We start from the raw sequence: 25,710 nt of genomic DNA, 5'->3' as shown, positions 1-25,710 counted from the left end.
TCGAGTCCGAGCCGTCACTCCTCGGCGTGAGCGGACAACTGCTGACCGCGGGCAGACCGGCCCAGGTGTTCTCCTCCGTCTGTCCTGACCGAGCGCTGTCTCAAAGTCGTCAGGGACCGATCGTCGGGATCTAGGCTCGGACGTGCTTTGTGATCCCGCAGGAGGGTGCTGAACAGCAGTGGCGGACAAGCGAGTTGTCATCGTGACCGGCGGAGGTTCGGGCATCGGGGAGGCTACGGCCCGGCTGCTGAGCGAGGGAGGCCACCACGTGGTCGTCTGCGGCCGGCGCAGCGAGCCCCTGCGCCGCCTCGAGGCCGAGACCGGGGTACTGGCCCATCCGTCCGACGTGGGGGACCCCGAGGCGGCCGACGGTCTCGTCCGGGCAGCCCTGGCCGCCCACGGACGACTCGACGGACTGGTGCTCAACGCGGGCATCGGCCGCGGCGGAGCCGTGGGCGACCTGTCGTTGGAGGACTGGGACGACGTGATGCGCACCAACCTCACCGGCCCGCTGATGCTCCTGCGCGCGGCGCTCCCGCACCTGCTGGAGTCGGGCGGAGCGGTGGTCGCCGTCGCATCGGTGTCCGCGCTGCGCAACGGCACGAGCAACGCCCCGTACGCCACCTCCAAGGCGGCCCTGCTCCAGCTCTGCCGCTCCGTCGCCGTCGACTACGGACGTCAGGGCGTGCGTGCCAACATCGTGTGCCCCGGCTGGGTGCGCACCGAGATGGCCGACCGGCGCATGACGCGCTTCGCCGCGGAAGCGGGCCTCGAGGGTGGTATGGACGCCGCCTACGAGAAGGCCACCGCGCTCCTGCCCATGGGCCGGCCGGGCGAACCGCGTGAAGTCGCCGAAGCGATCGACTGGTTGCTGTCCCCGGCGGCGTCGTACGTCAACGGCTCGGTGCTCACCGTCGACGGCGGTGCGACGGCCCTCGATCCGGGGACCCTCGGCTTCGACTTCCGGATCACCCGACGCGGCTAGGGGGTGTCGTTCGGATCAGGCCCGCGTCGTGGGGGCTGGCGCGCACTCTCTCAAGCTCTTCGAGCAGGGGGACCCCAGGCGTTGTCGTCACTCGCCGACTGCCCCCTCCGCCGTGCAGAGGACCGGCCCGGACTCGCCGCACGCGCCGGAGCCGAAACGGTCGACGACGCGCTGGCCACGCACACATGATCGTGGCGGCGGCCGACGTGGCCTCGCGCCCGCTGCGCGGCGACGGCGAGGAACCGGGCGGGCCGGCGGTCCGGGACCGGTACCTGGCGCAGGGAGTCATCTCCCTCGAGGAGCGGTCGCCCGGCAAGGTGGCCGTACGGGCCCACAACGGCCATGTCGCGACGGACTGTTACGCGGGAGACATACCCGCGATGGGGCGGCACCTCAGGAGCCACTACGGGGAGCGCTACTACGCCCTCGGCCTGCTCTTCGGCGAGGGCGCCTTCCGCGGCCGCCCCGGAAACTCCGCGACGCGCGCGCCGAGGAAGCACACCATCGGTTCGGCGGGCCCGCGGTCGGTCGAGGGCCGGCTCGCCTCGGTCACACCGGAGGATCACATCGTCGACCTGCGCGGCGGCCGGGCACTGCCCGCCGTCGCCCAGTGGCTGCAGGACCGCCAGTTCGTACGGTCCTTCGGCGCCTCGGTGCCGCGCGTGACGTACCGCTTCCACCCGACTGCGACGGTGCTCGCCCGGGAGTACGACGGGCTGGCGTACATGGCCCGCTCGACGCCTTCGACTCAGCTGCGCTGAGACGATGGGAGCGACGCGCGATCGCGACCAGTGAGGTGACAGATGCGGTTCACCACCCGGCCCACCCTCCAGGGCACCTTCGGCATGGTGTCCTCCACCCACTGGCTGGCCTCGCAGTCGGCGATGGCGGTGCTCGAGGACGGCGGCAACGCCTACGACGCCGCGGTCGCGGGCGCGTTCGTGCTGCACGTCGTCGAGCCGCATCTCAACGGGCCCGCCGGTGAGGTCCCGATCCTGCTCGCCCCGGCCGGCGGTGCGGTGCGGGTGCTGTGCGGGCAGGGCGTGGCACCGGCGGGGGCGACGGTCGCGCACTACCGGGGGCTCGGTCTTGATCTCGTGCCCGGCACGGGCCCGCTGGCCGCGGCCGTGCCGGGGGCGTTCGACGCCTGGCTGCTCCTGCTGCGCGACCACGGCACCAAGTCCCTCGCCGACGTCCTGAAGTACGCCGTGGGGTACGCCGAGCACGGGCACGCGCCCGTGGAGAACGTCGGCGCGACCGTCGAGAGCGTGCGGAAGCTCTTCGAGACGGAGTGGACCTCGTCGGCTCGGGTGTACCTGCCGGGCGGAAAGGCGCCCCGGCCCGGCGAGCTGTTCCGCAACCCCGCCCTCGCCGCCACCTGGAAGCGGCTGCTCGCCGAGACGGAGGGGGCGGGCGACCGGGAGGCGCGGATCGACGCCGCCCGGGAGGTGTGGCGCTCCGGCTTCATCGCCGAGGCGCTGGGACGGCAGGCCGCGCGGCCCACCCTGGACACCAGCGGCGAGCGGCACACGGGCACGCTCACCGCCGCCGACCTCGCGGGCTGGTCCGCGACCTACGAGAGCCCCGCGACGTACGACTGGAACGGCTGGACCCTCTGCAAGGCCGGCCCCTGGAGCCAGGGCTCCGCCCTCCTCCAGCAGCTCGCGCTGCTTCCTCCCGAGCTTCCCCCGTACGGTTCCGCCGACTACCTGCACCTGCTCGTCGAGGGCTGCAAGCTGGCCATGGCCGACCGGGAGGCCTGGTACGGGGACGCGGCCGAGGTACCGCTCGGCGAGCTGCTGTCGGACGCCTACAACGCCGGGCGGCGGGCGCTCGTCGGCGGCAAGGCCTCGAACGAGCTGCGCCCCGGCAGCCCCGGCGGACGCGCGCCCCGGCTGAGTGTGCACGCACGCGGGGCGGCCGCCGACGAACCCGGCTTCGACCCGATGGGCGTCGGGGAACCGACCCTCGCGAGGACTCCGGCCGAGCCCGAGGTGGCCGCCGACGGCGGCACCCGCGGCGACACGTGCCACCTCGACGTGGTCGACCGCTGGGGGAACATGATCGCCGCCACGCCCAGCGGCGGCTGGCTGCAGTCCAACCCGGTCGTGCCCGAACTCGGCTTCCCGCTCGGTACCCGGCTCCAGATGACCTGGCTGGAGGAGGGCCTGCCCAACTCCCTCACCCCGGGCCGCCGCCCCCGCACCACCCTCAGCCCGTCGGTCGCGCTGCGCGACGGGATCCCGGTGATGGCCTTCGGCACGCCCGGCGGCGACCAGCAGGACCAGTGGCAGCTGCACTTCTTCCTGGCCGTCGCCCTGCGCGCCCCCGTCCGCGGCGGCCTCGACCTCCAGGGCGCGATCGACGCCCCGAACTGGCACAACGACGGCTTCCCCGGCTCCTTCTACCCGCGCGGATGGCGGCCGGGCAGCGTGACCGTCGAGTCCCGCACGGCCCCCGGTGTCGTCGACGAGCTCCGGCGGCGCGGCCACGACGTCACGGTCGCCCACAGCTGGTCCGAGGGCCGGCTGTGCGCGGTGGCCCGCGACCCGGAGACCGGTATCCTCTCGGCGGCCGCCAATCCGCGGGGCATGCAGGGATACGCGGTGGGCCGCTGATCATCGGCCCCTGCTGTTCGTCCGGATTCCATCTCTCGTTCACCGAGCCGGTGGGGATTGTCAGAGGCGCGTGCTCTCATGGGGACATGATCGGAGACACCGAAACCTGGGGGTCCCCCCTGGACGAAGCCCTTGTGGGAGAGTTCCTCGCCCGCCACTCGGCCGACGTGGAAGAGGCGGTGCGCAAGGCCGCCGCGACCGAGATCCTGCCCCGCTTCCGCCGCCTCGCCGAGCACGAGATCGACCAGAAGAGCGGACCGCACGACCTGGTGACGGACGCCGACCGGCTCGCGGAGGAGTACCTCACCGCGGCACTCGGCGCCCTCCTGCCCGGCTCCGTCGTGGTCGGCGAGGAGGCCGTGCACGCCAACCCGGCGACGTACGAGGCGATACGGGGCGACGCGCCGGTCTGGATCGTCGACCCCGTCGACGGCACCCGGCAGTTCGTGCACGGCGACGCCGGCTTCTGCACGCTGGTCGCGCTCGCCCACCGGGGCGTCCTGCTCGCCTCCTGGACCTACGCACCGGCCCGCGACCAGCTGGCCACGGCCGTCCGGGGCCACGGCGCCTTCCTCGACGGGGAACGGCTCATCGCGGGCGCGCCCACGCCGGGGCGGGACCTGGAGACAGCCACCTCCCACCCGGACTACACGACGGACGAGCAGAAGCGCGCCCTGCTGGGCCTGTGGACCGAGGGCGTCGCGCCCCGCGCCTGCGGTTCCGCCGGACTGGAGTATCTCGCCGTCGCCAAGGGCGAGCTGGACGCCACCGCCTTCAGCTGGGAGGCCGCCTGGGACCATGCGGCGGGCCTGCTCCTCGTCGAGGAGGCCGGCGGCGCTCACCTCACCCGCACCGGAGAGCCGTTCAGCATCACCGGCGGCAACGCCCTCCCGTTCACGGCGGCCCGGGACGCGGCCACGGCCCACCGGGTGGTGGAACTGCTGGGCGGCGCCGGCTGAGCTGCGGCTCCCAGCGGGGCGAGGGCACCCGTACCGCTGGATTCCGCTTCGGGCGCCGACCCCCGGCCGTCCCTCAGACGGCCCGGTCCACCCCGCGCGCCCCGGTTCCGCTCTAGGGGCCCGCCCGGATGCGCCCCCCGGGCGCCCCGCCGAGCCCACCCGCGCCCCCTGGGCTGTCAGTCCCCCGGCATATCCTGATCCCGAGTGGCCGTCGGCTGACGAAGGGGTCCCAAGGTGCCGTCGATGTTCGATGCGGTCGTGGTGGGAGCGGGGCCTAACGGACTGACGGCTGCCGTCGAGCTCGCCCGCCGCGGATTCTCCGTCGCCCTGTTCGAGGCCCGGGACACCGTCGGCGGAGGCTCCCGCACCGAAGAGCTCACCCTCCCGGGCTTCCGCCACGACCCCTGCTCCGCCGCCCACCCCCTCGGCATCAACTCGCCCGCGTTCCGCGCGATGCCCCTCGACCGGTACGGCCTGGAGTGGCTGCACGCCGACCTGCCCATGGCACACCCGTTCCCGGACGGCACGGCCGCGGTGCTCGCCCGCTCCGTGGCGCTGACGGCCGCCTCCTTCGGACCGCGCGACGCGGGGGCGTACCGCAGGCTGGTCGCGCCGTTCCTCACCAAGTGGGACACCCTGGTCCAGGACTTCATGTCGCTGCCGCTCACCGCGCTCCCGCGCGACCCGGTCACCCTCGCCCGCTTCGGCCTGACCGGCCTGCCGCCCTCCACCTGGCTGATGCGCCGCTTCCGCGACGAGCGGGCCAGGACCCTCTTCGCCGGTCTGGTCGGGCATGTCATGGCTCCGCTCAGCGGCTTCGCCACCGGCGCGGTAGGCCTGGTCTTCGCACTGGCCGCGCACGCCCGCGGCTGGCCCGTGGCCCGCGGCGGCTCCCAGTCGATCTCCGACGCGCTCGCCGCCTATCTCAAGGACCTCGGCGGCAGCGTGCACACCGACTACGAGGTGAAACGGCTGGACGACCTGCCGCCCGCCCGCGCCTATGTCTTCGACACCTCGCCCACCGCCCTGGCCCGCATCGCCGGCTTCGGCAACTACTACGAGGGCTACCGCTACGGCCCCGGCGTCTTCAAGGTCGACTACGCCCTGGACGGCCCGGTGCCCTGGACCGCCCCGGAGGCGCGCGCCGCCACCACGGTGCAGATCGGCGCCGACGCCGCGGAGATCGGCACCGCCCTGCGCGCCGCGTCCCGCCAGGGCCGCGCGCCCGAGCGGCCGTTCATGATCACCGTGCAGCCCGGTGTCGTCGACCCCACCCGCGCCCCGGAGGGCAAGCACGTCTTCTGGGCGTACGGCCATGTGCCCAGCGGCTGGACCGGCGACCTCACGGACAACATGGAGCGCCAACTGGAGCGCTTCGCCCCCGGCTTCCGCGACCGCGTCCTCGCGCGGGCCATTGCCGGTCCGCCCGAACTGGCCGCCCGCAACGCCAACTACGTCGGCGGCGACATCGGCTCCGGCGCGGTCTCGGGCCTCCAGATCCTGCTGCGCCCCAAGATTTCCCTGTTCCCCTACAACACCCCGCACCCGGCGGTCTTCATCTGCTCCTCGGCCACCCCGCCGGGCCCCGGAGTGCACGGCATGTCCGGCCACAACGCGGCGAAGGCGGTCTGGCGGCGGCTGCGACAGGAGCCGTGACGCGGCCGCCGTCGCCCTGTACTGCGCGAGCGCCGTACGGGCCCCGGCTGGTATAGAGGCAGCCATGACCACCATCACGCTCGCCCAGGGCGACATCACCCGGCAGACCGCCGACGCGATCGTCAACGCGGCCAACTCCTCGCTCCTCGGCGGCGGAGGCGTGGACGGCGCGATCCACCGGCGCGGGGGATCCGCGATCCTCGAGGAGTGCCGGGCCCTGCGGGCCTCCCGTTACGGCAAGGGTCTGCCCACGGGCCAGGCAGTCGCCACGACCGCGGGGGAGCTGGACGCGCGATGGGTGATCCACACGGTCGGGCCGGTCTGGTCGTCCTCCGAGGACCGCTCGGAGCTGCTGGCCTCCTGCTACCGGGAGTCACTGAAGGTCGCCGACGAACTCGGCGCCCGTACGGTCGCGTTCCCCGCCATCTCCACCGGCATCTACGGCTGGCCGATGGACGATGGCGCCCGCATCGCGGTGGAGACGGTGCGCGCCACTAGCACGGCCGTCGAGGAGGTCAGGTTCGTCCTCTTCGACGACCGGGCCTACGAGGCGTTCGCCACGCGGCTTCGCTGACGGAACCGTGGTTCGGGGTTTTCGTTGTTGCCCGAGTGCCACCCACCGACGAGGAACTCACCCGCAGGACGCAGGCCGGGCGAGACCGGAGCCCTCGGGCTGCTGCGGCTCGGCATCAGGCGCCGATGCGCGCGGTGGCGCTGAGCCTGCTCGGCCACGGCCCCGACGCGGAGGACGCTATGCAGGACGCCGCGCTGACCGCTGCGGCGCATCGGCGACGTACGGGATCCCGCCGCCGTGGGAGCGTGGCCGCGGGCGATCGTGCGCAACACCTCCCGCATGCGTCTGCGCGCCGCACGGGAGACACCAGGACTGGACGGTCTCGACCGCCTGAACCCGCGCGCTCACGAGCCGTCGCATCCGGAGCGGCTCGTCGAGCAGCACGCGATGCGGGACTGGATCTGGGACGCGGTGGAGGAACTGCCGGAGCGGCTACGGCTGGTGCTGATGCTGCGTCACTTCAGCGGCATCACCTCCTACCAGGAGATCGCCGCCGCTTGCGAGACGCCGGTCCGCACGGTGCGCAGCCGACTCGACCGGGCCAGGGCGAACCTGGCCCAGGTGCTGCTGTCGACCGCCGCCCAAGCGCACGACGACGCTTCCGCTCTCACCGGGGACAGCAGGCAGGAGGCCCTGGCGACCTTGCGGGGCGCCGCGGTCGGCACCCTGCCCCGGGAGATAGCCGAGTTGTAGCCGGCGGAGGCCGAACTGGTCGGCGCGCTCAGCCCGCCGGGAGAACGCACCCATCCCTACCCGGCCATGCGACAGAACCGGGACGCCGGGGTGCGTCAGCACCTGCGCCATGTCCTGGCCAGCCGGGACCTCACCATCTGGGAAATGGACGTCGTCAACCCCGCCGGTGCCGTCAAGCCCTGCCCGCCGACCCTCGCCTGGCTCATGGTCCGCCGCGACAGAAGGGTGCGAACACTGCGGGTGGTCTTTCCCGAGCCGTCGCGATGAGTGTTGCCGCTACCGTCGTGCGAGCAGGGCCGTCGGGCAATGACCGCGCGCACTTGAGGTGATTCGCCATGGTGGGCCCGCGTCACCCTGGTCCGGATGTGGACGACGTCCTGCAGGATGCCGCCCTGGTCGCCCTGGCCCGCATCGCCGACGTGCGCGATCCGGGCGCGGTCGGTGCGTGGCTGCGGATGATCGTGCGCAACAAGTGCCGGACGCTGCTGCGCGGTTCCCGGCCGGCCGAGCCCCTTGCCGAGCTGCCTGTGCCGGACCCGGGTGCCGGCCCGGACGAGGTGCTGGAGCGCCACGCGATGCGTGACCGGGCATGGCTGCCCAGCGCACCATGGCCGAGCGGATCGGGGCCCACACGGTCGGGGTGCCCGGCGGCATCGGACGGCGGAAGCACCCTCCTCCGTGACGCCGCCGACGCGCGTGACATCATCGGCGGGGCCACAGGACCCCGGATCGTGCTCACCCCGTACCGGCACGACGCCCGGGACGGCGCGAGACGAAGGAGCACGATGAACCCGGGTCCCACGGCCCCGCCGGTGGCGCCGATCACCGCGCTGCTCGAGGACTTCTCCCTGGAGATGACCGGCAAGGACATCCCCGGACTGGAGGAGGCCGGCGCCACCATCCCCCGGGGCACCCGCATCAACGTCACCTTCCTCGGCAACGAGAACCTCGGCATGCGCCTCGACGCCGCCCGCGCGGTCAAACGCCTCGGCTTCGTCCCCGTCCCGCACATATCCGCCCGCCGCCTCGGCTCGCAGGCGGACCTGGAGGAGTTCCTCGCCGGGCTCCGGGCCGACGGCACCGCCGACAACGTGTTCGTCGTCGGGGGCGACCCCGCCCGCCCCGAGGGACCGTACGAGGACGCCCTCACCGTCATCCGCACCGGACTCCTCCAGCGCCACGGTGTCCGGCACATCGGCATCAGCGGCTACCCGGAGGGCCACCCCGCCATCAGCGAGCACGCCCTGTGGTCGGCGCTGACCGACAAGAGCGCGGTCCTCGGGGCCCAGCGGCTCGCGGGCGACGTCATCACCCAGTTCGGCTTCGACGCGGACCGGGTGCTCACCTGGGTGGAGCGGGCGCGTGAGCGCGGCGTCGGCCTGCCGATCCGCATCGGCGTCCCCGGGCCCGCCGGAGTACGCCGTCTGATCGGCTACGCCACCCGCTTCGGCGTCGGCACCAGCGCCTCCATCGCCCGGAAGTACGGCTTCTCGCTGACCAGCCTCGTGGGTACGGCGGGACCCGACCGTTTCCTGCGCACACTGGCCCGGGAGTACGACGTCCGGCGCCACGGCGATCTGAAGGTGCACTTCTACACGTTCGGCGGGCTGCGGGCGACCTCGGAATGGATCGCCCGGTTCCGCGAGGAAGACTGACGCGAGGCCCGCTCGGGCGGTGCGGCGGGCGGGGACGACCGAGGGGACCGCTGGCCGTATCCGATCGGTGACCGACAGGCGCGACGGACCCTTCCGGTGGCATATGCGCCCAGGATGCCCTGCTCCCGGCCTTGCGCGGTTCATGTCATGCCCCTTATAACCGTCCCTGCAGGCATCGGTGGGGATGGCCGGAAATGGCAGTTGCCGCCGACCAGGGGGGATCCTCAGCTCCGCCGGGATCGGCATCAGTGCATCCAGACCCACGGAGACCGAGGACATGACCGACAACGCCTTTCGCGACGCCATGACCCGCCTGGCCGTCGATCCGGCCTTCAGAGCCGAACTCGACGGCGACACCGAGGAGGTGGCCCGAAGACTCGGCCTGACACCCGCCCAGGTCACGGAGCTCCGCTCGCTCCGTGTCGAGTCGGGTACCGACGGGGGACCGGCCGCACTCGACCAGCGGCTGTCCAAGTCGTCCCTGTTCTTCGGCAGTGCGGCACATGCGCTGGCCCACCACGACGTTCCGGACGTTCCGGTCGACCATGTGTCCGCCGACCACGCCACCGTCGACCACACATCCGTCGACCACTCTGCGGACCCGGCACTTCCCGCCCACGGTCAGGAGACCGCCGGCGGCCTCGACGCGTCGGCCACCGGCGCCCAGAGCCTGCTCGGCGGGGGGCTGGTCCACGGGGCGCCGACCGAGGTGAACGGTGGATTCGGTGAGTTCGGGCAGGCCGGTGACTTCGGCGGGTTCGGGAACGCGGACGGGTCGGATCTCGGCGGGCTCGGCGGACATGCCGGAGGGGCCGAGGGCGGCTTCGGTGGGTTCGGCGACTTCGGTGGCGGCGAGGCCGGGGGTCCGGGCGGCTTCGGCGGCGGCGCCGACGGCGGCTTCGGCGGTTTCGGTGACGGTGGTGCCGACGGCGGTCTCGGCGGTGTCGGTGACGGTGGGTTCGGCGACGGTGGGTTCGGCTCCGGGGGCGACCTCGGCGGATCCGGCGGATTCGGAGACCTCGGCGGTCACGGCGGCGGCTTCGGCGGTGAGGGCGGTGGCGACGCCGGTCACTTCGGCCACGGCGGCATCTTCGACCGTGACGAGGGCGACGGCCACGGTGGCGGTGGCGAGGGCGGCGGCGCAGGTGGTGGCGGTGGCGGCGAGGGCGGCGGTGGCAGCGGTGAGAACGGTGACCGTCCCTCCGGTGGCGGCGGCCACGGTGGCGGTGAGGGCGGCGGTGGCGGCGAGGGCGGCGGCGGTGGTGGCGGTGGCGAGGGCGGCGGTGGCAGCGGTGAGAACGGTGACCGTCCCTCCGGTGGCGGCGGCCACGGTGGCGGTGAGGGCGGCGGTGGCGGCGAGGGCGGCGGTGGCGGCGAGGGCGGCGGCGCAGGTGGTGGCGGTGGCGGCGAAGGCGGCGGTGGCAGCGGTGAGAACGGTGACCGTCCCTCCGGTGGCGGCGGCCACGGTGGCGGTGAAGGCGGCGGTGGCGGCGGTGGCGAGGGCGGCGGTGGCAGCGGTGAGAACGGTGACCGTCCCTCCGGTGGCGGCGGCCACGGTGGCGGTGAAGGCGGCGGCGGTGGCGAAGGCGGCGGTGGCAGCGGTGAGAACGGTGACCGTCCCTCCGGCGGCGGTGAGCCCGGCGGTGGCGAGAACGGCGGCCGCGGCCGTGAAACCATCGGCGGCGGCTCCGAGACCGTGCGCGGCGGTGTGAACTTCCCCGGCGCCTCCCGCATCGGTGACGTCGCAACACACCTGTCGCCCTCCGCGCCCGGCGCCGACACCGACGGCGGATTCACCGACGGAACGTTCATCAGCGGATCCGGCGCGGGCTGAGCCGACGCATGCTCTGCCACGCCTGCCGCGTCCATGTGCGGCGCGACTTCCCGTACTGCCTGCACTGCGGCACCCTGCGCCGCGGTGCGGCACCGACGTCGTACGCCGCGCCGCACCTGCGCGGCCTCGACGACCCCACCCTGCTCGTCCCGCTCACCGGCCCGGTCACCACGCTGGGCCGGGGCGCGGACAACGACGTCGTCCTGTCCGACGCCAGCGTGTCCCGCAGCCACGCCCGGATCGTCCGCACCGAGTCGGGATTCCGGGTCGAGGACCTGGACTCGTTCAACGGCACGGCCGTGGCCGGCGTCGATCTGCACGGCGGAGCGGCCCACCTCGCCGACGGCACCGAGCTGTCCGTCGGCGACGTACGCCTGCTGTTCGAGCAGCCCCGTGAGGCCCATATCGGCCAGCGCACCCAGGTCGTCGGCACCCAGCTCACCCAACTCCCCGCCGCCGTACAGGAAGCGGTGCCGGAGGCGAACGGCCCGCTCACCGCACGTCCGCGCCGCCGCTCCGGCTGGGCGCTCAAGCAGGTGCCCACCGACCGCGGCGAACCCCGCTGGGTGCTGAACAACACCCGCACCGGCGTGTACCTGGAGCTGGACGAGCGCGAGGTCTTCCTCTGGCACGCCGTCGACGGCGAGAACACCGTACGGGACCTGCTGTTCGCCTACGCCGACCGCTTCGGCGAGCTGGCCCTCCCGCGCATCGAGGCGGCCCTCTCGGCGTTCGCGAACGCGGGACTCCTGCGCGGCCTGCCCGGCCGCCCCGAGGAGGCGGAGCGGAAGGGCTGGCGGCGCGTGGGACACGCCGTGTACCGGGCGCTGCTGAAGCTGGAGATCTCGGTCCCCGGCCTCGACCGGTCCGTCACCCGCCTCTACCACGCCGTCGGCTGGCGGTTCTTCACCCGGACCGGCGTGACGCTGGTCTGGCTGTCGGTGGTCGGCGGCCTCGCCGCGTTCTTCGTCGCCCAGGGCCGGCAGCACCTGCTGGACTTCGGCGGAGCGGGCGTCTGGGGTCCGGTGCTGCTCGCCGCCGGATACATCTCCGCCCTCGTCGTCCACGAGTTGACACACGCCCTGGCAGTGAAGTCGTACGGCCGCACGGTCCGGCGCGGCGGGTTCCTGCTCATGATGGGCATGCCGTTCGCGTTCGTGGACACCAGCGACATGTGGTTCGGCACCCGCTGGTCGCGGGTCGTCGTGGCGCTGTCCGGACCGCTGTCGACGGCGGCACTGGCCGGCTGGTGCGCGGCGGGCGCGGCCTTCCTGCCCGCCGGACCGGCCTCGGCCGTGCTCTTCCAGCTGGCCTTCGGGCTCTATCTGAACACGCTCTACAACTTCAACCCCCTGATGCCGCTGGACGGTTACCAGGCCCTGACCGACGCACTGCGGGTGCCGCGCCTGCGCGAGGAGGCAAGCGCGTACTTCCGCAAGGGCCTCTGGCAGGACCTGCGCGCGGGCAGCCGGCCCGGCCCGCGGCAGGCGGGCATGGCCGCGTACGGCCTCGCGGTCGTCGTCGGGACCTACGGCTTCCTGGTCCTCGCCCTGCTGGCCTGGCGCTCCCGGATCGGCGACCTGCTGGACGGGTGGCTCTCCCCGGCGTGGACCACGGTCATCGAGGTCGTCGTGGTCGCCCTGGTGGCCTTCCCGGTGTGGTCCGCGCCGGTGCGGTGGCTGGCCCGCCGGGTGCGGCGCCGGCGTGATGCCCGGGGCGCGGTACCGGCTCCGGCGATGGGCGCGGCCGTGGAGGGAACGGCATGACCGAGGACACCGGCGGGCCCGGCCAGTGGGCCGTCCCCGGTTACGAAGAGGTGCGTACGCTCGGCGAGGGAGCCGGCGGACGGGTCGTACTGGCCCGGCACACCGCGACCGGAGTGCCCGTAGCGATCAAGTACCTCGGCGAACGCCTGCGCGGCGACCGCGAGTTCCTCGCCCGCTTCCGCGCGGAGGCCCGGCTGCTGGGCGAGTTGCGGCACCCGTGCGTGGTGCGGCTGTACGAGTACGTCGAGGCGCGCGGCGGTGCCGCGATCGTGATGGAGGCGGTGGACGGCGTCAGCCTGCGCCAACTGCTGCGCCGGCACGGGGCGACCGGCCCCGAGGCCGCCCTGGTCCTGCTCAAGGGCTCGCTGCTGGGCCTCGGCGCGGCTCACACGGCCGGGGTGGTCCACCGCGACTACAAGCCGGAGAACGTGCTGGTCCGCGCCGACGGCACCAGCGCGCTCGCGGACTTCGGCATCGCCGTACGCACCGGACGCGAGGCCGAGGCCGCCGGCACGCCCGCCTATATGGCGCCCGAGCAGTGGCAGGGCGAACCGGCGGGACCGGCGGGCGACGTGTACGCCGCGGCGGCGGTGTTCCACGAGTGCCTGACCGGGCGCCGCCCGTTCACCGGCGACGACGTGACCGCCCTGCGACTGCAGCACCTGAGGGCTCCCGTCCCCCTGGACGACATACCCGTGCCCGTACGCGGGCTGCTGCGCCGGGGGATGGCCAAGGACCCGGCGCAGCGGCCGGGCATCGAGGCCTTCCTCGCCGACCTGGAGCGGTCCGCCGTCGAGGGGTACGGCGCCGACTGGGAGGAGCGCGGACGCCGCAGACTCGCCGAACTCACCACGCTGCTGGCCCTGTTGTTCCCGTTCACCGCGACGGCGACCCTCGACGCTCCGGCCCAGGCCCTGACACTGCTCGGCCGGTTGAGGCGCAGCGGATGGAAGGCCGCCGCCGGAGCCGCCGCCCTGGCGGTCGTCGCGGGCGGGCTGACCTCCGTGGCGGCCCGTCCGCACGACACATCGACGACGGTGGCCAGTTCGGTGCCCTCGGAAGTCAACTCGCCGACGTTGCCGACCCCTTCACCCTCCGCGTCCGCAACCGGTGCCTCCCCCACGGCCGGCACCACCCCGACCGGAACCCCCTCGGACAGCCCGACGGACTCACCCACCCCCACCGTGAGCGCCGCCCCGCCGACGGAGTCCCCCACACCGACGACCGCGAGCCCGGCCACGCCCACACCCGGCACGGTCACGATCACCATCGGCTCCTGGCAGCGGGGGCAGGCCCCCGGCACTCTGGTCGCCGACGTCACCGTCGACACGACCGGCACCGGTCCCGTGACCGTCACGGCCGACTACTACGTGGACACGCCCGCCGATCCCTACGGCAACCAGACCCAGGAGCTGTCCGGCAGCACGCACTACCCCGTGACCTTCGTGGCCGACTTCTCCAACCACCCGTGCCGGGGGACCTGGATGGTCACGCTCACCAGCACTCCGGCGGCCGCGAACGGACCGCAGACGGCCTCCCTGGACGCGCCGCCGTGCTGAGCGCCGTACCGAGCGAGAACGAGAACGGATCGACATGACGACAGCCACCACCGTCGCCGGGCGACCCCTGTCGGGCTGGTCGCGCGACGCCCGCCACGGCACCTGGCACGCGCTGCTCCCGGCCCAGTCCGGCGAGACCGTGCTCGGCGCGCTGCGCATCGACCGCGCCCTGCTCGCCCCGGAGGGCACGCGCGAGCGGCTCGCGACCGCGGTGCTCGCCGTGGCCAGGCTCCGGCTGCCCGGGGTGCTCGGCACGGTCGACCTCGTCGCGGAGGCGGGGGAGGTCTGGCTGATCACCGCCCGGCCGCCGGCTCCCACGCTCGCGGACCTGCTGGCCGGCGGCGGTCCGGCCCTCGACGCGGGCAGCGCGGCCAGCGTCCTGAACGAGACCGCGCAGACCCTGCTCGCGCTCCACGAGGCAGGCCTCACGCACGGGGCGCTGGACACGGACACCGTCGTCCTCGCCCCGGACGGCGTCGCCCTGCTCGCCGGGGCCGCGCTGGGCACGGTGCTGGGCGACGCCCCGGACCGCGCGCGCCGCGAGGCCGACATCGTGGCCTGGGCCGGGCTGTCCCGCACCCTCGGCGAGGCCTGGGCGCCCGGCGGTACCCCCGCAGCGGCCCTGTTCGCGCACTGTTCCACCGCGGCCGCTGCCGAGGGCCTAGCGGCGGCCCGAGCGGCACTGGTCGCCGGGCGAGCGGCGCTTCCGGCGGACTTTCTGCGCCGTACGGCACTCCGCGCGGCGGTGGCAGCGGCGGCACCGGAGATCACCGCGGCGCCATCGCCATCGCCATCGGCGGAGGGCGCGGGGGCGGGGGCGGACAGCCGGGCAACGCGACCCGCGGGCGCGGAGCCCCGGGACGCCGACTCCGACCCCACCCACACCGCCTCCACCGCCTCCACCGCCTCCACCGCCTCCGAGCCCGCGGCACCCGAAGCGGACCAGCGTGCCGTGGCGGATCGCCGTCCCGTGCCGGACGAGCAGCTCACCATGCCCAGCCGCGCCCAATCCCGCGCCGTTCCGTACCGGGCCCACCCCACCGCCGCCCCGGACGACCAGGCCACCGTCCTCGGCAGACGCAACCGCGGCCCGGCCGAATCCCCGGCGACCGCACCGTTCCCGCCCTCGGAGGACGACGGCGAGATCCTCCTGCGCTTCGGCCCCGGCATCCCCGTCGAGTCCCAGGACGCTCTCCGCGCGCAGTGGCGCACCGCGCACCTGCCGCCCGACCGCCGCCAACGCCGAAGACGCCGGGGCTGGATCGCCACGACCGCCGTTCTGACGATCGCGGCGGTCCTGCTCTGGCTGCTTCTGCGCCCGAGTCCCGCCCCGACGGTCACGGCCGTCCGGGTCCAGGCGCCCGCCGGGCTGTTGCACTGCGGTCAGACCGCCGATCTGGTGGGCGTCGTGACCACCGACGGCCGGGGCGGCCCGGTGACGTACCACTGGCTGCGCAGCGACGGCCATGACTCCGGCGAGCTGGTGCACATGGCCCACCGCGGAGACCGTCGTGTCACCGTGCACCTGCGCTGGACGGTCCGCGGCCCCGGCAGCTTCCGGGGCACCGCCGACCTGCGGATTGCGCACCAGCGAAAGCCGGTCGAGGCGCAAGCGACCTTCAGCTACGCCTGCTCCTGACGGCACCGGCCAGCACCGCGACGGCCGGTCCCGTGGCGAGCAGCACCGCGAGCGCCGCGAAGCCGTACGACAGGCTCGCCGCCGCGGCGACCCCGCCGACCAGCAACGGCCCGCCCGCGTCGCCGAGTTCGCGCCCCAGCTCGGCCGCGCCCATCGTCTGCCCGAGCCGCTCCTCGGGGGTCGCCGAGGCCAGGGCGGCGAAGCCCAGCGGTGTGATCAGGCCGGTGCCGACGCCGATCAGGGCGGCGGCGAGCAGGACACCGGCCAGACCGGGCAGCATCGCGCAGGCCAGCCCCGTCGCGGCGAGCAGCAGCCCGCAGCCCAGGCCGGTGCGCGATGTCAGCCGCCCCGCGTCCAGCGCCCGCCCGGCACGTGGCTGGACCACCGCCGCACAGGCGGCCAGCACCGACACCGCCGCACCGGTGGCCACCGTACCGAGCCCGGCCGCCGCTCCCGAGACGGGCAGGAAGCCCACGCCGACGGCCAGCGCGGCGGTCGCCCCGGCCAACGCGCCCGTCGGCACCAGGAAGGACGGGTCGGCCAGGCGCCGAGCCAGGTCCAGCAGGGTCTGCCGGGCCCGGGGGAGCGGCGGTACCTGCGGTACGGCGGCCAGGGCCCACCCCGCCACCACCGTGCCCAGCCCCGCCAGCACGGCGAACAGCAGCCGCAGGCCGCCCGCCCACACCAGCACCCCGCCCAGCAGCGGGCCCAGCGTGTAGCCGACGGATTTCCAGAAGCCGTAACTCCCGAACGCCCGCCCGCGCTTGGCCGCCGGATTGAGCCGGGCCACCAGCGCCGAGGCGGCAGGCGAGAACGCGGAGGCAGCGGCGCCCTGACCGAGGCGCGCCGCCCACAGCCAGCCGGGGCTGCCCGCGACGGCGTACAGCGCGGAGGCGGCGGCGAAGGCGGCGAGGCCGCCCAGCAGCACCGGACGCGCGCCGATCCGGTCGGCGAGCGTGCCGAACACGGGTTTGAGGATCACCTCGGCACCGTCGTACAGGGCGAGGAGCCCGCCGAGGACCAGGAGCGAGGTGACCGCGTCCACGGAGCGGGCGCCCAGGCTCGCCGCGACGCCGTGCGCGCCGAACGCGGTGGTGAAACCGGCCGCGTACAGCGGCCACATGCGCGCCGGGGGCCGGCCGGGCGGCGCGCTGCTCGGCCGTGTCACTGCCGCCGAGGGGCGGATGCTGCACCCATGGCGCGCATCCTACCCACGGGACACGGCCCGGCCCGACCTGCTCTCCTGGTCGGGCAAGGTAGGTGTCGGATTCTCGCCAGCGGTCGTCCGGCCCGTGGCCGATGCTGGACGCATGCAGAAAGGGATGCACCTCGATCGGGACCGATGTGTGCGGGCCGTGCAGTCCAAGGACGCGCGGTTCGACGGATGGTTCTTCACGGCCGTACTGACGACACGCATCTACTGCCGGCCCAGCTGTCCGGTCGTACCGCCCAAGCCGGAGAACATGACGTTCTACCCGAGCGCGGCCGCCTGTCAGCAGGCCGGATTCCGGGCCTGCAAGCGCTGCCGGCCCGACACCAGCCCCGGTTCCCCGGAGTGGAACCAGCGCGCCGACCTGGTCGCCCGCGCCATGCGGCTGATCGCCGACGGTGTGGTGGACCGCGAGGGCGTGCCCGGACTCGCCACCCGCCTCGGCTACAGCACCCGGCAGGTCGAACGCCAGCTGCTCGCCGAACTGGGCGCCGGTCCCCTCGCGCTCGCCCGCGCCCAGCGCGCCCAGACCGCCCGGATCCTCGTCGAGACGACCCCGCTGCCGATGGCGGACATCGCCTTCGCGGCCGGCTTCTCCTCGATCCGTACCTTCAACGACACCGTGCGCGAGGTCTTCGCCCTCTCCCCGAGCGAGCTGCGCGCCCGCGCACCGAAGAAGCACGCCGCAAGCGCCCCCGGAGCGCTGTCCCTGCGCCTGCCCTTCCGCGCGCCCCTCAACCCCGACAACCTCTTCGGCCACCTCGCCGCCACCGCCGTACCGGGCGTCGAGGAGTGGCGGGACGGCGCCTACCGACGGACACTGCGCCTGCCGTACGGCCACGGAATCGTGGCCCTGACCCCCAAGCCCGACCACATCGCGTGCCGCCTCACCCTCAGCGACCTGCGCGATCTGACCGTCGCCATCAGCCGCTGCCGGCGTCTGCTCGACCTGGACGCCGACCCGGTCGCGGTCGACGACCAGCTGCGTACGGACCCGTTCCTCGCGCCCCTGGTCGACAAGGCTCCGGGCCGGCGTGTGCCGCGCACCGTCGACGAGGCCGAGTTCGCCGTCCGCGCCGTACTCGGCCAGCAGGTCTCCACCGCGGCAGCCCGCACCCATGCGGCCCGCCTGGTCACCGCGTACGGGAAACCGGTAGACGACCCGGAGGGCGGCCTGACGCACCTCTTCCCGGCCCCCGAGGCGCTCGCCGCCCTCGACCCGGAGCAGCTGGCGATGCCACGCACCCGCCGCACCACGTTCACCACACTGGTCGGTCAACTGGCCGACGGAGACCTCCACTTGGGTGTGGAGAGCGACTGGGCGGAGGCCCGAGCCAAGCTGCTGTCGCTGCCCGGCTTCGGCCCCTGGACGGTCGATGTCATCGTCATGCGCGCCCTCGGCGACCCCGACGCCTTCCTCCCCACCGACCTCGGAATCCGCCGTGCTGCACAGGAGTTGGGCCTGCCCTCGACCCCCGCAGCGCTCACCGCGCGCGCGGCGGCCTGGCGGCCGTGGCGGGCCTACGCGGTGCAGTACCTGTGGGCGACGGACAGCCACCCGATCAACTTCCTGCCTGTGTAAGGACGTAGGACACACGATGAGCACCAAGAAACAGCACACCGTGATCGACAGCCCGTACGGCCCCCTGACGCTCGTCGCCGACGACGGCGTCCTGTGCGGCCTCTACATGACCGACCAGCGCCACCGTCCACCGGAGGAGACCTTCGGCGATCGCGACGACACACCGTTCGCCGAGACGGAGGAGCAGCTGTCGGCCTACTTCGCAGGCGAGTTGAAGGAGTTCACCCTCCAACTTCGCCTGCAGGGAACGTCGTTCCAGCGCAGCGTCTGGCAGCAGCTGACCGCCATCCCCTACGGCGAGACCCGCACCTACGGCGAACTGGCGGACGCCCTCGGCAACCCCAGGGCGTCCCGCGCGGTCGGCCTCGCCAACGGCCGCAACCCCATCGGCATCATCGTCCCCTGCCACCGCGTCATCGGCTCCACCGGCAGCCTCACCGGCTACGGCGGCGGCCTGGACCGCAAGCGACGACTGCTGGACCTCGAACGGGGAACGCCGCTGTTTCAGCCTCCTCGTCGCCGAAGCGGGAGTGGTCCGGCTGGAGAGGCAAGTGTGACGCAGCACACCTTCACCGACCGATGACTCCAGGCACGCCCATCGGTCTCAAGAGCGACAACATCGAGCAGAGACAGAGGGGACACTGCCGAAATGACCGACACCGTCAAGGGCCCTGCCAGCTACTTCCCTTCCATCGAGAAGAAGTACGGCCGCCCGATAGCGGAGTGGAAGGACCTCATCCACTCCTCGCCGCTGACCAAGCACATGGAGCTCGTCAACTGGCTCAAGGCCGAACACGGGCTGGGCCACGGCCACGCCAACGCCCTGGTCGCCCACACCCTCGCAGAGGCCCGCGGCAAGTAGGCGCCGGGCAGGGCGGTGGGCCCAACCGCCCAAGACCCATCCCGGGCTGCCGCGCCTCCGGCGGCCGTCGTCGTCCGCCCGGGAAGGGCTGGTCATCAGCGCAGCCGGCGCAGCAGCTCGGGCAGGGCGGTGCCGATGGGTTCGCGGATCACCTCGTCGGCGCGGTCGTCGTACGGCGTCGGTTCGGCGTTGACGATGACGAGCCGTGCGCCGTTGTCGGCGGCGACGCCTGCGAGTCCGGCGGCGGGCTGTACCTGGAGGCTGGTGCCGACGGCGATGAAGACGGTGCAGGCCTTGGTGATGGCGAGCGCCTCACCGAGGACCACCGGGTCGAGCCGCTGCCCGAACATGACGGTCGCCGATTTCAGGATCCCGCCGCACTCCAGACAGGGCGGGTCCTCCTCGCCGGCCTCGACCCGCGCCAGGGCGTCCTCCATCGGTCCGCGGGCGTGACACTTCGTGCACACGACACTGCGTGCGGTGCCGTGCAGTTCCAGCACCTTGCGGGCGGGCATCCCGGCGAGCTGGTGCAGCCCGTCCACGTTCTGCGTGATCACCCGCACCGGGATCCCGGACTTCTCGAGCTCGGCGACGGCCAGGTGCGCGGCGTTGGGCTCGGCCTTCAGGGCGCGGTTCTTGCGCCGCATCTGCCATGACCTGCGCCGGATCTCGGGATCGCGCATGTAGTACTCGTACGTCACGAGCTTCTCGGCCTCGGGGTCCCGCCGCCACAGTCCGTTCGGACCGCGATAATCAGGTATGCCGGAATCGGTGGAGATCCCTGCGCCACTGAGGATGGCGACGAGTGGCCTGTTCATGGGCCCGAGAGTAGGACGCTTGCCTGCTCGGAGCGAGCGGATATCGGGGCGGGCCACTCACTTGTCGGCTGTCGACCAGTGATCTTCCGTGGAGTCCCGAGTTCTGTCGAGCGAAGGAGACCTGGTCGAGTTTTCGCCTCACCAGGTCTCGAAATCCCAGGTCAGCGGCGTGACGCGGTTGGTCCCGTCTGGATCTGTGCCGACGGCCACAGCGAGCGGGATGCACGTGGGCTCATACTGAGCCATGACAAAGTCTGCGGCACCGAAGCGTCATTTGCCCACCAGCCCTTTCAAGGCCCCGGTTACACCGGCTCCCAAGCACTTCGCCATGGGCGACCAGGTCACACACGACACGTACGGCCTCGGCCGGGTGATCGGCATCGAGGACGGAATCGCGGCGCTCGTGGATTTCGGCTCAGCGCAGATGCGGATCTTGAGCCCCTACGCCAAGATGACCAAGCTGTAGGACCGCTGTGCCCGGTCACGGCACTCCAGGCCCCTTCAGGGACCTGTAACGAAAGAGAGACCTCTCATCGATTCGACGTCGCTGTTCTCCGCCCTGGAAGAACAACCCCGCTGCTCCACTGCAGCGTCGCCGCCTCCGGCGACGAACCCCTTCCAGGCCCCGGACTTCGGGGAAGCCGAGACCTTCCCGCTCGAGGATGCACAGGAGCCCGCGTCGGGCACGCGTGCGGCGCGTCCCAAGGCAGCTTGACCCCACGAGTAACGGGCCGTGTGCCGGGCCCTTTCCCTAGGTCGGCCGCCCGTGAACGTTCCATGGGTCAGCCGCCTGTCGACGCAACTCCGGCCTCACCGTTCGCGGTCTTGTACGTCACGTGAAGCAACCCCAGCCACCGGCCGTGACCGATTTATTCGGGGCGGGGAACCGCGGAACCGGGAGGGGCCGGGAGTCGCGGACGGAGACCGGGGGGAGGAACATCGGAGTCACGGAGGCAAGGTGGTGGCTAATGGGGACGCCGTCGATGCTTTTCAGTGAGAGTCCGGAGGATCCGTTCGCTCTCGGGCATGGCGCCTCGGCTGTGTTCGACGATCACGGCACAGTGGTCGGCTGGAGTGCGCGTGCAGAGGAGTTGCTGGGCTATTCGGCCAAGGAAGTGATCGGGCGGGCGTGGCGGGACGTCCTGATCGACGCCCGTGATCTGCCTGCCGCGCGGTCCGTCGTCGTGGATGCCGTGAGGATGGGGGGCTGGTTCGGGGTCCTGCCCGTCCGGCACCGCGACGGACGGCGTGTGGAGGTGGGTTTCCGGGCCCGTGCGGTCACCCGGGACGGTGACGGCCGGGAGTGGGTGCTGGTCGGAGCCCCTGCCGCGGAGGTCATTGCCTGGCAGCGGGACCGTGCGCTGCTGGACGGCCTGTACCGCCGGTCCCCGATCGGTCTGGTCACCTACGGCCCGGACCGGAAAGTGCTTCGGGTCAACCGTGCGGTCGCAAAGGCGAGCGGCGTACCGGCCGAGGCGCCGGTGGGCCATCGCCCCCGGGAATTCATGGTCGACGAGGACGCGGGTCCGGCCGATGAGCGGGTACGGCACGTCCTGGAGACCGGCGAGCCGTTGATCTTCACGGAGCAGTCCGCCCGGGCACGCCACGATCCCGGTCGGGAACGGATCGTGTCCGTCTCCGCGTTCCGGATGGAAGACCCCTCGGGCCGGGTTCTCGGCGTGGCCGAGACGATCGAGGATGTGACCGACCGTTATCGGGCTCAGCGCAGGCTCGCCCTGCTGAACGAGGCGAGCGCCCGGGTCGGAAACTCACTGGACGTGATCCGGACCGCACGGGAACTGGCCGAGGTGGCCGTCGACGGCCTGGCCGATCTCTGCTCCGTGGACCTCCTGAAGCCGGTGACACTGGGTGACGAACCACCCCCCGGTGTGACGGGTCCGCTGCTCCGAGTGGCTCTCTCGCCCCCGGAGCGCCGGATACCGTTTCAGGAGGGCGAGGTGGTCCCGCTCCTTCCGGAATCCGCGCAGGCGCGGTGCCTGGCCGAGCGGCGCACGGTTCTCGAACGGCAACTGTCCCTGCGCCCCGAGTGGTACGTCATGGACCGGCGACGGATCGAGGTCGCCTCGGGTCTCGGCGTTCATTCGCTGATCGCGGTGCCCCTGGTCGCGCGCGGCCTGATCCTGGGCGTGGTGAGCCTGTGGCGATCACGCCATTCGGAGCCCTTCGAGGACGACGATGCCGCGGTGGCCCAGGAGATCTCCTCGCGTGCGGCGGTCTGCATCGACAACGCGCGCCGCTTCACCCAGCAGCAGAACGCCGCGCTGACCCTCCAGCGCAGTCTGCTGCCGAGCGCGGCGACCGACCTGCCGGCGGTCGAGGTGGCCTGCCGATACCTCCCGGCGAGCGGTGAACCGGGGATCGGCGGTGACTGGTTCGACGTGATCCCGTTGTCGGGAGCCCGGGTCGCCCTCGTCGTGGGGGACGTGGTCGGCCACGGGATTCACGCCGCGGCCTCGATGGGCCGCCTGCGGGCCGCCGTGCGCACCCTGGCCAGCCTCGACCTCGAACCCGACGAGGTGATGGCCCGGCTGGACGATCTGGTCAGTCTGCTGGCCACCGAGCTGGAGGCGAACGCCGACGGCCACGGGTCGGCGGACGAGCAGGTGCTCGGGGCCACCTGCCTCTACGCGGTCTACGACCCGGTCTCCCGGCACTGCTCCCTGGCCCGCGCCGGCCACCCGGCCCCCTTGGCGTCCACGCCGGACGGCGAGGTGACCGTGCTCGACCCGCCCGCGGGGCCACCGCTCGGCCTCGGCGGCCTGCCGTTCGAAACGTACGACCTGGACCTCCCCGAGGGCAGCCTGCTCGCCCTCTACACCAACGGCCTCCTGGAGGCGCGCAGCGGCGACATCGACGCCGCGCTGGAGAACCTGCGCGCATGTCTCGCCCGCGCCGCCGATCCCCTTGAGCACACCTGTCACGCCGTGATCGAAGCGCTGCTGCCCGTCGGCAACGTCCCCGGCGACGACATCGCGCTGCTCATCGCCCGGACCCGGGTGCTGCCGCCGGAGAACGTCGCCTCGTGGCAGCTGCCCCTGGAAGTGACCGCCGCTGCCCGCGCGCGGGAGCTGGCGACGGCGAAACTGACCGAGTGGGGGCTGGAGGAGCTGGCCTTCACCACCGAGCTGGTCGCCAGCGAGCTGGTCACCAATACCTACCGGTACGCGGAGGGCCCCGTCACACTGCGCCTGATCCGTACGCAAAACCTGATCTGCGAGGTGTCCGACACCAGCCACACCTCCCCGCACCTCAGACGGGCCCAAAGCACGGACGAGGGCGGACGCGGGCTCTTCCTGGTCGCGCAGCTCACCGAGCGGTGGGGCACCCGCTACACCCACGACGGCAAGACCGTCTGGACGGAGCAGCCCCTGCCGCCCGCCTGACCCGCGACCGGCACAGCCGCGGGGGCGTCGTCAGGTCACCCGGTGGCCGTTCTCCAGCTCTGCCGTCCCCGACGCCTGTGCCAGGACGTCCAGCGCGGCAAGGACACGGCGGCCCAGGGCGCCGGGCAGATGGGCGGTGAGCTCCTCGCGGGGGACCAGGCGCCAGGACAGGAGCTCCTCCTCCTGGAGTTTGATCGCCGCGAACTCGGACTCGGCGAGGACACCGCCGTCGTACAGATACGCCACCAGCGGCGGCCGACCCGTGCCGTGCACCCAGTCCACCGCGAGGAGTCGCCCGAGCTCGCGGTCGAGGCCGATCTCCTCGGCCGTCTCACGGCGGGCGCCCTGGCGTGGTGTCTCCCCGTCGTCGGACTCGATGGTGCCGCCCGGAAGCGCCCAGCCCTCGCGGTAGTTGGGCTCGACGAGCAGCACCCGTCCCTCGGCGTCGCGGAACAGGGCGGCCGCCCCGGCGAGGACGCGGGGGAGGCCCGCGATGTACGTGGCGAAGTCTTGAGTGGTGGTCACTCGAGGAAGGGTAACCAGCCTCCGCAGGCGTTTCCTTCCACAGTGGGGCGAACTCGGGGCACGGGGCGAGGAGTTCGTCGACCGGTTCGGCGAACCGCGGATTGTCCGGCTCGTACGCCGCCTGCTGCCGCGAAGCAGCGGTCGAGCACGAGCGCCGGGTCGGGGAGGGGGTGACCCTCGGCGGTCGTCCTTTGGGCGGGTAGGCCGCCGTACCCGTCTGCCGGACCTCGGCTAGACCGCCGTATGGGTCGGCTGGACCGCCGCCCCGGCCAGGCGCAGCGTCCGCTCCGCCAGGTCGCTGATCCGGACGCCGTCGAAGCCGAACACCGCACTGCGCACGGTGTCCTCCAGCGGGTCCTTCCACTGGGCCGGGATGGCCGCCGCGCCGGTCAGCACCCCGGCCACCGAACCCGCCGTCGCGCCGTTGGAGTCGGTGTCCAGGCCGCCGCGGACGGTGAGCGTGATGGTGCGGGTGAAGTCGCCGTCGCCGTACAGGAGCCCGGCGGTGAGTACGGCAGCGTTCGGGATGGTGTGGATCCAGCCGAGGCCCGAGGTCTCCTCGGAGACGGTCGTGAGCGTGTCCTCCCAGGTCAGGCGGGTCTCGTGGAGGGACATGACCCGGCGTACGGTACGCGCGAGGCGGCAGGTCGCCGGAACCACGGTCAGCGCGGTGTCGATCGCGTGCCGCACCGTCGGCGCCGTGAACGCCGCCGAGACCAGCGCCGCGGCCCACATCGCGCCGTACACACCGTTGCCGGTGTGGGACAGCACGGCGTCCCGGCGGGCCAGGGAGGCCGCGCGCTGCGGGGCGTCCGGGCAGGTCCAGCCGTACACGTCGGCGCGGATCAGGGCGCCGATCCACTCCTGGTACGGGTTCTCGTACGTCGCCGTCAGCGGGGGCTTCAGACCGTTGGCGAGATTGCGATAGGCCGCCCGCTCCGCAGTGAAGGTCTGCAGATACGGCAGCCGCAGCAGCCACAGGTCGCCGACCTGCTCGGTGCTGAACTCGAAGCCGTGGGTCTCCAGGAGGTGCAGACCCAGGATCGCGTAGTCGACGTCGTCGTCGCGGCAGCTGCCGTGGATATGGCCGCGGACGCACTGGCGCCACTCCGGGCGCAGCTCGAGGCCGTCGATGTCGTCGGCGGGCTCGGGGAGGTAGTCGGTGAGGGGCAGGGCGGCGGCCTGCCGGAGGTAGCGGTCGATGCGGTCGCGCGTCCACAGGTCGCCCTGCTCGACCGGTTTACCGAGCATGTTGCCCGCGATCCGGCCGAGCCAGCCCCCGAGGATGCGGTCGGCGAGCTCTGGCTCAGTGCCCACAGGGGTCATGGCTCCGGTTTACCCGATTTCGAGGGCGGGCGTGCCGTATTGGGG

21 protein-coding genes and 2 pseudogenes are annotated in these 25,710 nt (G+C 73.1%); 18 read left to right on the top strand and 5 right to left on the bottom strand.

All coding sequences use genetic code 11. From position 1 onward, the window contains the following. The first annotated feature begins 178 nt into the window (after positions 1 to 178). The 10 genes and pseudogenes from Q8A52_RS25895 (at position 179) to Q8A52_RS25850 (ending at position 9,140) form a co-directional block, all read left to right on the top strand. Positions 179 to 985, top strand: coding sequence for an SDR family NAD(P)-dependent oxidoreductase (locus Q8A52_RS25895; protein WP_316755692.1), 807 nt, complete (start codon positions 179 to 181; stop codon positions 983 to 985). A 14-nt stretch (positions 986 to 999) separates the two neighbouring features. Next, a complete protein-coding gene (locus Q8A52_RS25890) occupies positions 1,000 to 1,746 on the top strand; it encodes an erythromycin esterase family protein (protein WP_332845898.1) in 747 nt (248 codons plus the stop codon). A gap of 42 nt (positions 1,747 to 1,788) precedes the next feature. After that, the gene (locus Q8A52_RS25885) at positions 1,789 to 3,603 is read left to right on the top strand and encodes a gamma-glutamyltransferase family protein (protein ID WP_316755688.1); all 1,815 of its coding nucleotides are present in this window, start codon (positions 1,789 to 1,791) and stop codon (positions 3,601 to 3,603) included. Between the two features lie 86 nt (positions 3,604 to 3,689). Further along, positions 3,690 to 4,562, top strand: a complete 873-nt coding sequence (locus Q8A52_RS25880) for an inositol monophosphatase family protein (RefSeq protein ID WP_316755686.1) — start codon at positions 3,690 to 3,692, stop codon at positions 4,560 to 4,562. A 243-nt stretch (positions 4,563 to 4,805) separates the two neighbouring features. Further along, positions 4,806 to 6,218, top strand: coding sequence for a phytoene desaturase family protein (locus Q8A52_RS25875; protein ID WP_316755684.1), 1,413 nt, complete (start codon positions 4,806 to 4,808; stop codon positions 6,216 to 6,218). A gap of 64 nt (positions 6,219 to 6,282) precedes the next feature. Beyond that, the gene (locus Q8A52_RS25870) at positions 6,283 to 6,792 is read left to right on the top strand and encodes an O-acetyl-ADP-ribose deacetylase (protein WP_316755682.1); all 510 of its coding nucleotides are present in this window, start codon (positions 6,283 to 6,285) and stop codon (positions 6,790 to 6,792) included. A 237-nt stretch (positions 6,793 to 7,029) separates the two neighbouring features. Then, entirely contained in the window at positions 7,030 to 7,485 is a 456-nt protein-coding gene (locus Q8A52_RS25865; protein ID WP_316755681.1) for an RNA polymerase sigma factor, read from the top strand. Between the two features lie 66 nt (positions 7,486 to 7,551). Beyond that, complete coding sequence (locus Q8A52_RS25860) at positions 7,552 to 7,752, top strand: hypothetical protein (protein ID WP_316755679.1); 201 nt, start codon at positions 7,552 to 7,554, stop codon at positions 7,750 to 7,752. A 68-nt stretch (positions 7,753 to 7,820) separates the two neighbouring features. Then, positions 7,821 to 7,970 (top strand): annotated as a pseudogene (locus tag Q8A52_RS25855) (RNA polymerase sigma factor); the annotation flags it as partial. A 300-nt stretch (positions 7,971 to 8,270) separates the two neighbouring features. Next, positions 8,271 to 9,140 (top strand): methylenetetrahydrofolate reductase, encoded by an 870-nt coding sequence (locus tag Q8A52_RS25850; RefSeq protein ID WP_316755767.1) that lies wholly within the window; start codon positions 8,271 to 8,273, stop codon positions 9,138 to 9,140. Positions 9,141 to 9,294: 154 nt separating this feature from the next. On the opposite strand, the gene Q8A52_RS25845 is transcribed toward Q8A52_RS25850, so the two are convergent. Continuing rightward, positions 9,295 to 10,893 carry a hypothetical protein gene (locus Q8A52_RS25845; RefSeq protein WP_316755677.1) on the bottom strand — a complete coding sequence of 533 codons (1,599 nt, stop codon included), beginning with the start codon at positions 10,891 to 10,893 and terminating at the stop codon, positions 9,295 to 9,297. Between the two features lie 89 nt (positions 10,894 to 10,982). Between Q8A52_RS25845 and Q8A52_RS25840 the strand changes: the two genes are divergently transcribed. The 3 genes from Q8A52_RS25840 to Q8A52_RS25830 are packed head-to-tail and all read left to right on the top strand — an operon-like array spanning position 10,983 to position 15,938. After that, the gene (locus Q8A52_RS25840) at positions 10,983 to 12,740 is read left to right on the top strand and encodes an FHA domain-containing protein (RefSeq protein WP_316755675.1); all 1,758 of its coding nucleotides are present in this window, start codon (positions 10,983 to 10,985) and stop codon (positions 12,738 to 12,740) included. Beyond that, positions 12,737 to 14,299 carry a serine/threonine-protein kinase gene (locus Q8A52_RS25835; protein WP_316755673.1) on the top strand — a complete coding sequence of 521 codons (1,563 nt, stop codon included), beginning with the start codon at positions 12,737 to 12,739 and terminating at the stop codon, positions 14,297 to 14,299. The genes Q8A52_RS25840 and Q8A52_RS25835 overlap by 4 nt, the downstream gene beginning before the upstream one ends. Before the next feature lie 34 nt (positions 14,300 to 14,333). Then, complete coding sequence (locus Q8A52_RS25830) at positions 14,334 to 15,938, top strand: protein kinase family protein (protein ID WP_316755671.1); 1,605 nt, start codon at positions 14,334 to 14,336, stop codon at positions 15,936 to 15,938. Here Q8A52_RS25830 and Q8A52_RS25825 read toward each other — a convergent pair. Beyond that, the gene (locus Q8A52_RS25825; RefSeq protein WP_316755766.1) at positions 15,919 to 17,061 is read right to left on the bottom strand and encodes an MFS transporter; all 1,143 of its coding nucleotides are present in this window, start codon (positions 17,059 to 17,061) and stop codon (positions 15,919 to 15,921) included. The genes Q8A52_RS25830 and Q8A52_RS25825 overlap by 20 nt on opposite strands. A gap of 199 nt (positions 17,062 to 17,260) precedes the next feature. Between Q8A52_RS25825 and Q8A52_RS25820 the strand changes: the two genes are divergently transcribed. The 3 genes and pseudogenes from Q8A52_RS25820 (at position 17,261) to Q8A52_RS25810 (ending at position 19,592) form a co-directional block, all read left to right on the top strand. Next, complete coding sequence (locus tag Q8A52_RS25820; protein WP_408649247.1) at positions 17,261 to 18,730, top strand: AlkA N-terminal domain-containing protein; 1,470 nt, start codon at positions 17,261 to 17,263, stop codon at positions 18,728 to 18,730. 16 nt (positions 18,731 to 18,746) lie between these two features. Then, positions 18,747 to 19,235: pseudogene (locus Q8A52_RS25815) on the top strand (methylated-DNA--[protein]-cysteine S-methyltransferase); the annotation flags it as partial. 144 nt (positions 19,236 to 19,379) lie between these two features. Beyond that, entirely contained in the window at positions 19,380 to 19,592 is a 213-nt protein-coding gene (locus Q8A52_RS25810) for a DUF4287 domain-containing protein (protein WP_316755667.1), read from the top strand. A gap of 95 nt (positions 19,593 to 19,687) precedes the next feature. Here Q8A52_RS25810 and Q8A52_RS25805 read toward each other — a convergent pair whose 3' ends face one another. After that, positions 19,688 to 20,410 carry an SIR2 family NAD-dependent protein deacylase gene (locus Q8A52_RS25805; protein WP_316755666.1) on the bottom strand — a complete coding sequence of 241 codons (723 nt, stop codon included), beginning with the start codon at positions 20,408 to 20,410 and terminating at the stop codon, positions 19,688 to 19,690. Positions 20,411 to 20,654: 244 nt separating this feature from the next. Here Q8A52_RS25805 and Q8A52_RS25800 point away from each other — a divergent pair, with 244 nt between their 5' ends. Together Q8A52_RS25800 and Q8A52_RS25795 are read left to right on the top strand one after the other, a co-directional pair. Next, the gene (locus Q8A52_RS25800) at positions 20,655 to 20,876 is read left to right on the top strand and encodes a hypothetical protein (protein WP_316755665.1); all 222 of its coding nucleotides are present in this window, start codon (positions 20,655 to 20,657) and stop codon (positions 20,874 to 20,876) included. A 502-nt stretch (positions 20,877 to 21,378) separates the two neighbouring features. Further along, positions 21,379 to 23,814, top strand: coding sequence for a SpoIIE family protein phosphatase (locus Q8A52_RS25795; RefSeq protein ID WP_316755664.1), 2,436 nt, complete (start codon positions 21,379 to 21,381; stop codon positions 23,812 to 23,814). Positions 23,815 to 23,844: 30 nt separating this feature from the next. Here the strand turns inward: Q8A52_RS25795 and Q8A52_RS25790 are convergent, their stop codons facing one another. Both Q8A52_RS25790 and Q8A52_RS25785 read right to left on the bottom strand, forming a co-directional pair. Further along, positions 23,845 to 24,339 carry an NUDIX hydrolase gene (locus tag Q8A52_RS25790; protein ID WP_316755663.1) on the bottom strand — a complete coding sequence of 165 codons (495 nt, stop codon included), beginning with the start codon at positions 24,337 to 24,339 and terminating at the stop codon, positions 23,845 to 23,847. 231 nt (positions 24,340 to 24,570) lie between these two features. Beyond that, positions 24,571 to 25,665 carry an ADP-ribosylglycohydrolase family protein gene (locus Q8A52_RS25785; protein ID WP_316755662.1) on the bottom strand — a complete coding sequence of 365 codons (1,095 nt, stop codon included), beginning with the start codon at positions 25,663 to 25,665 and terminating at the stop codon, positions 24,571 to 24,573. Between the last annotated feature and the right edge of the window lie 45 nt (positions 25,666 to 25,710).

The organism is Streptomyces herbicida (assembly GCF_032656585.1).
Lineage (GTDB): Bacteria > Actinomycetota > Actinomycetes > Streptomycetales > Streptomycetaceae > Streptomyces > Streptomyces herbicida.
This window is presented reverse-complemented; position numbering and strand designations above follow the sequence as displayed.

Bases quoted from the DNA above. Each gene is read 5' to 3' on its own strand.
- Q8A52_RS25880 (WP_316755686.1), top strand. From the start codon at position 3,690: ATGATCGGAGACACCGAAACCTGGGGGTCCCCCCTGGACGAAGCCCTT.
- Q8A52_RS25875 (WP_316755684.1), top strand. From the start codon at position 4,806: ATGTTCGATGCGGTCGTGGTGGGAGCGGGGCCTAACGGACTGACGGCT.
- Q8A52_RS25805 (WP_316755666.1), bottom strand. From the start codon at position 20,410: ATGAACAGGCCACTCGTCGCCATCCTCAGTGGCGCAGGGATCTCCACC.
- Q8A52_RS25795 (WP_316755664.1), top strand. From the start codon at position 21,379: ATGGGGACGCCGTCGATGCTTTTCAGTGAGAGTCCGGAGGATCCGTTC.
- Q8A52_RS25850 (WP_316755767.1), top strand. From the start codon at position 8,271: ATGAACCCGGGTCCCACGGCCCCGCCGGTGGCGCCGATCACCGCGCTG.
- Q8A52_RS25870 (WP_316755682.1), top strand. From the start codon at position 6,283: ATGACCACCATCACGCTCGCCCAGGGCGACATCACCCGGCAGACCGCC.
- Q8A52_RS25825 (WP_316755766.1), bottom strand. From the start codon at position 17,061: ATGTGGCCGCTGTACGCGGCCGGTTTCACCACCGCGTTCGGCGCGCAC.
- Q8A52_RS25835 (WP_316755673.1), top strand. From the start codon at position 12,737: ATGACCGAGGACACCGGCGGGCCCGGCCAGTGGGCCGTCCCCGGTTAC.
- Q8A52_RS25840 (WP_316755675.1), top strand. From the start codon at position 10,983: ATGCTCTGCCACGCCTGCCGCGTCCATGTGCGGCGCGACTTCCCGTAC.
- Q8A52_RS25800 (WP_316755665.1), top strand. From the start codon at position 20,655: ATGACAAAGTCTGCGGCACCGAAGCGTCATTTGCCCACCAGCCCTTTC.
- Q8A52_RS25860 (WP_316755679.1), top strand. From the start codon at position 7,552: ATGCGACAGAACCGGGACGCCGGGGTGCGTCAGCACCTGCGCCATGTC.
- Q8A52_RS25820 (WP_408649247.1), top strand. From the start codon at position 17,261: ATGCACCTCGATCGGGACCGATGTGTGCGGGCCGTGCAGTCCAAGGAC.
- Q8A52_RS25810 (WP_316755667.1), top strand. From the start codon at position 19,380: ATGACCGACACCGTCAAGGGCCCTGCCAGCTACTTCCCTTCCATCGAG.
- Q8A52_RS25885 (WP_316755688.1), top strand. From the start codon at position 1,789: ATGCGGTTCACCACCCGGCCCACCCTCCAGGGCACCTTCGGCATGGTG.
- Q8A52_RS25785 (WP_316755662.1), bottom strand. From the start codon at position 25,665: ATGACCCCTGTGGGCACTGAGCCAGAGCTCGCCGACCGCATCCTCGGG.
- Q8A52_RS25830 (WP_316755671.1), top strand. From the start codon at position 14,334: ATGACGACAGCCACCACCGTCGCCGGGCGACCCCTGTCGGGCTGGTCG.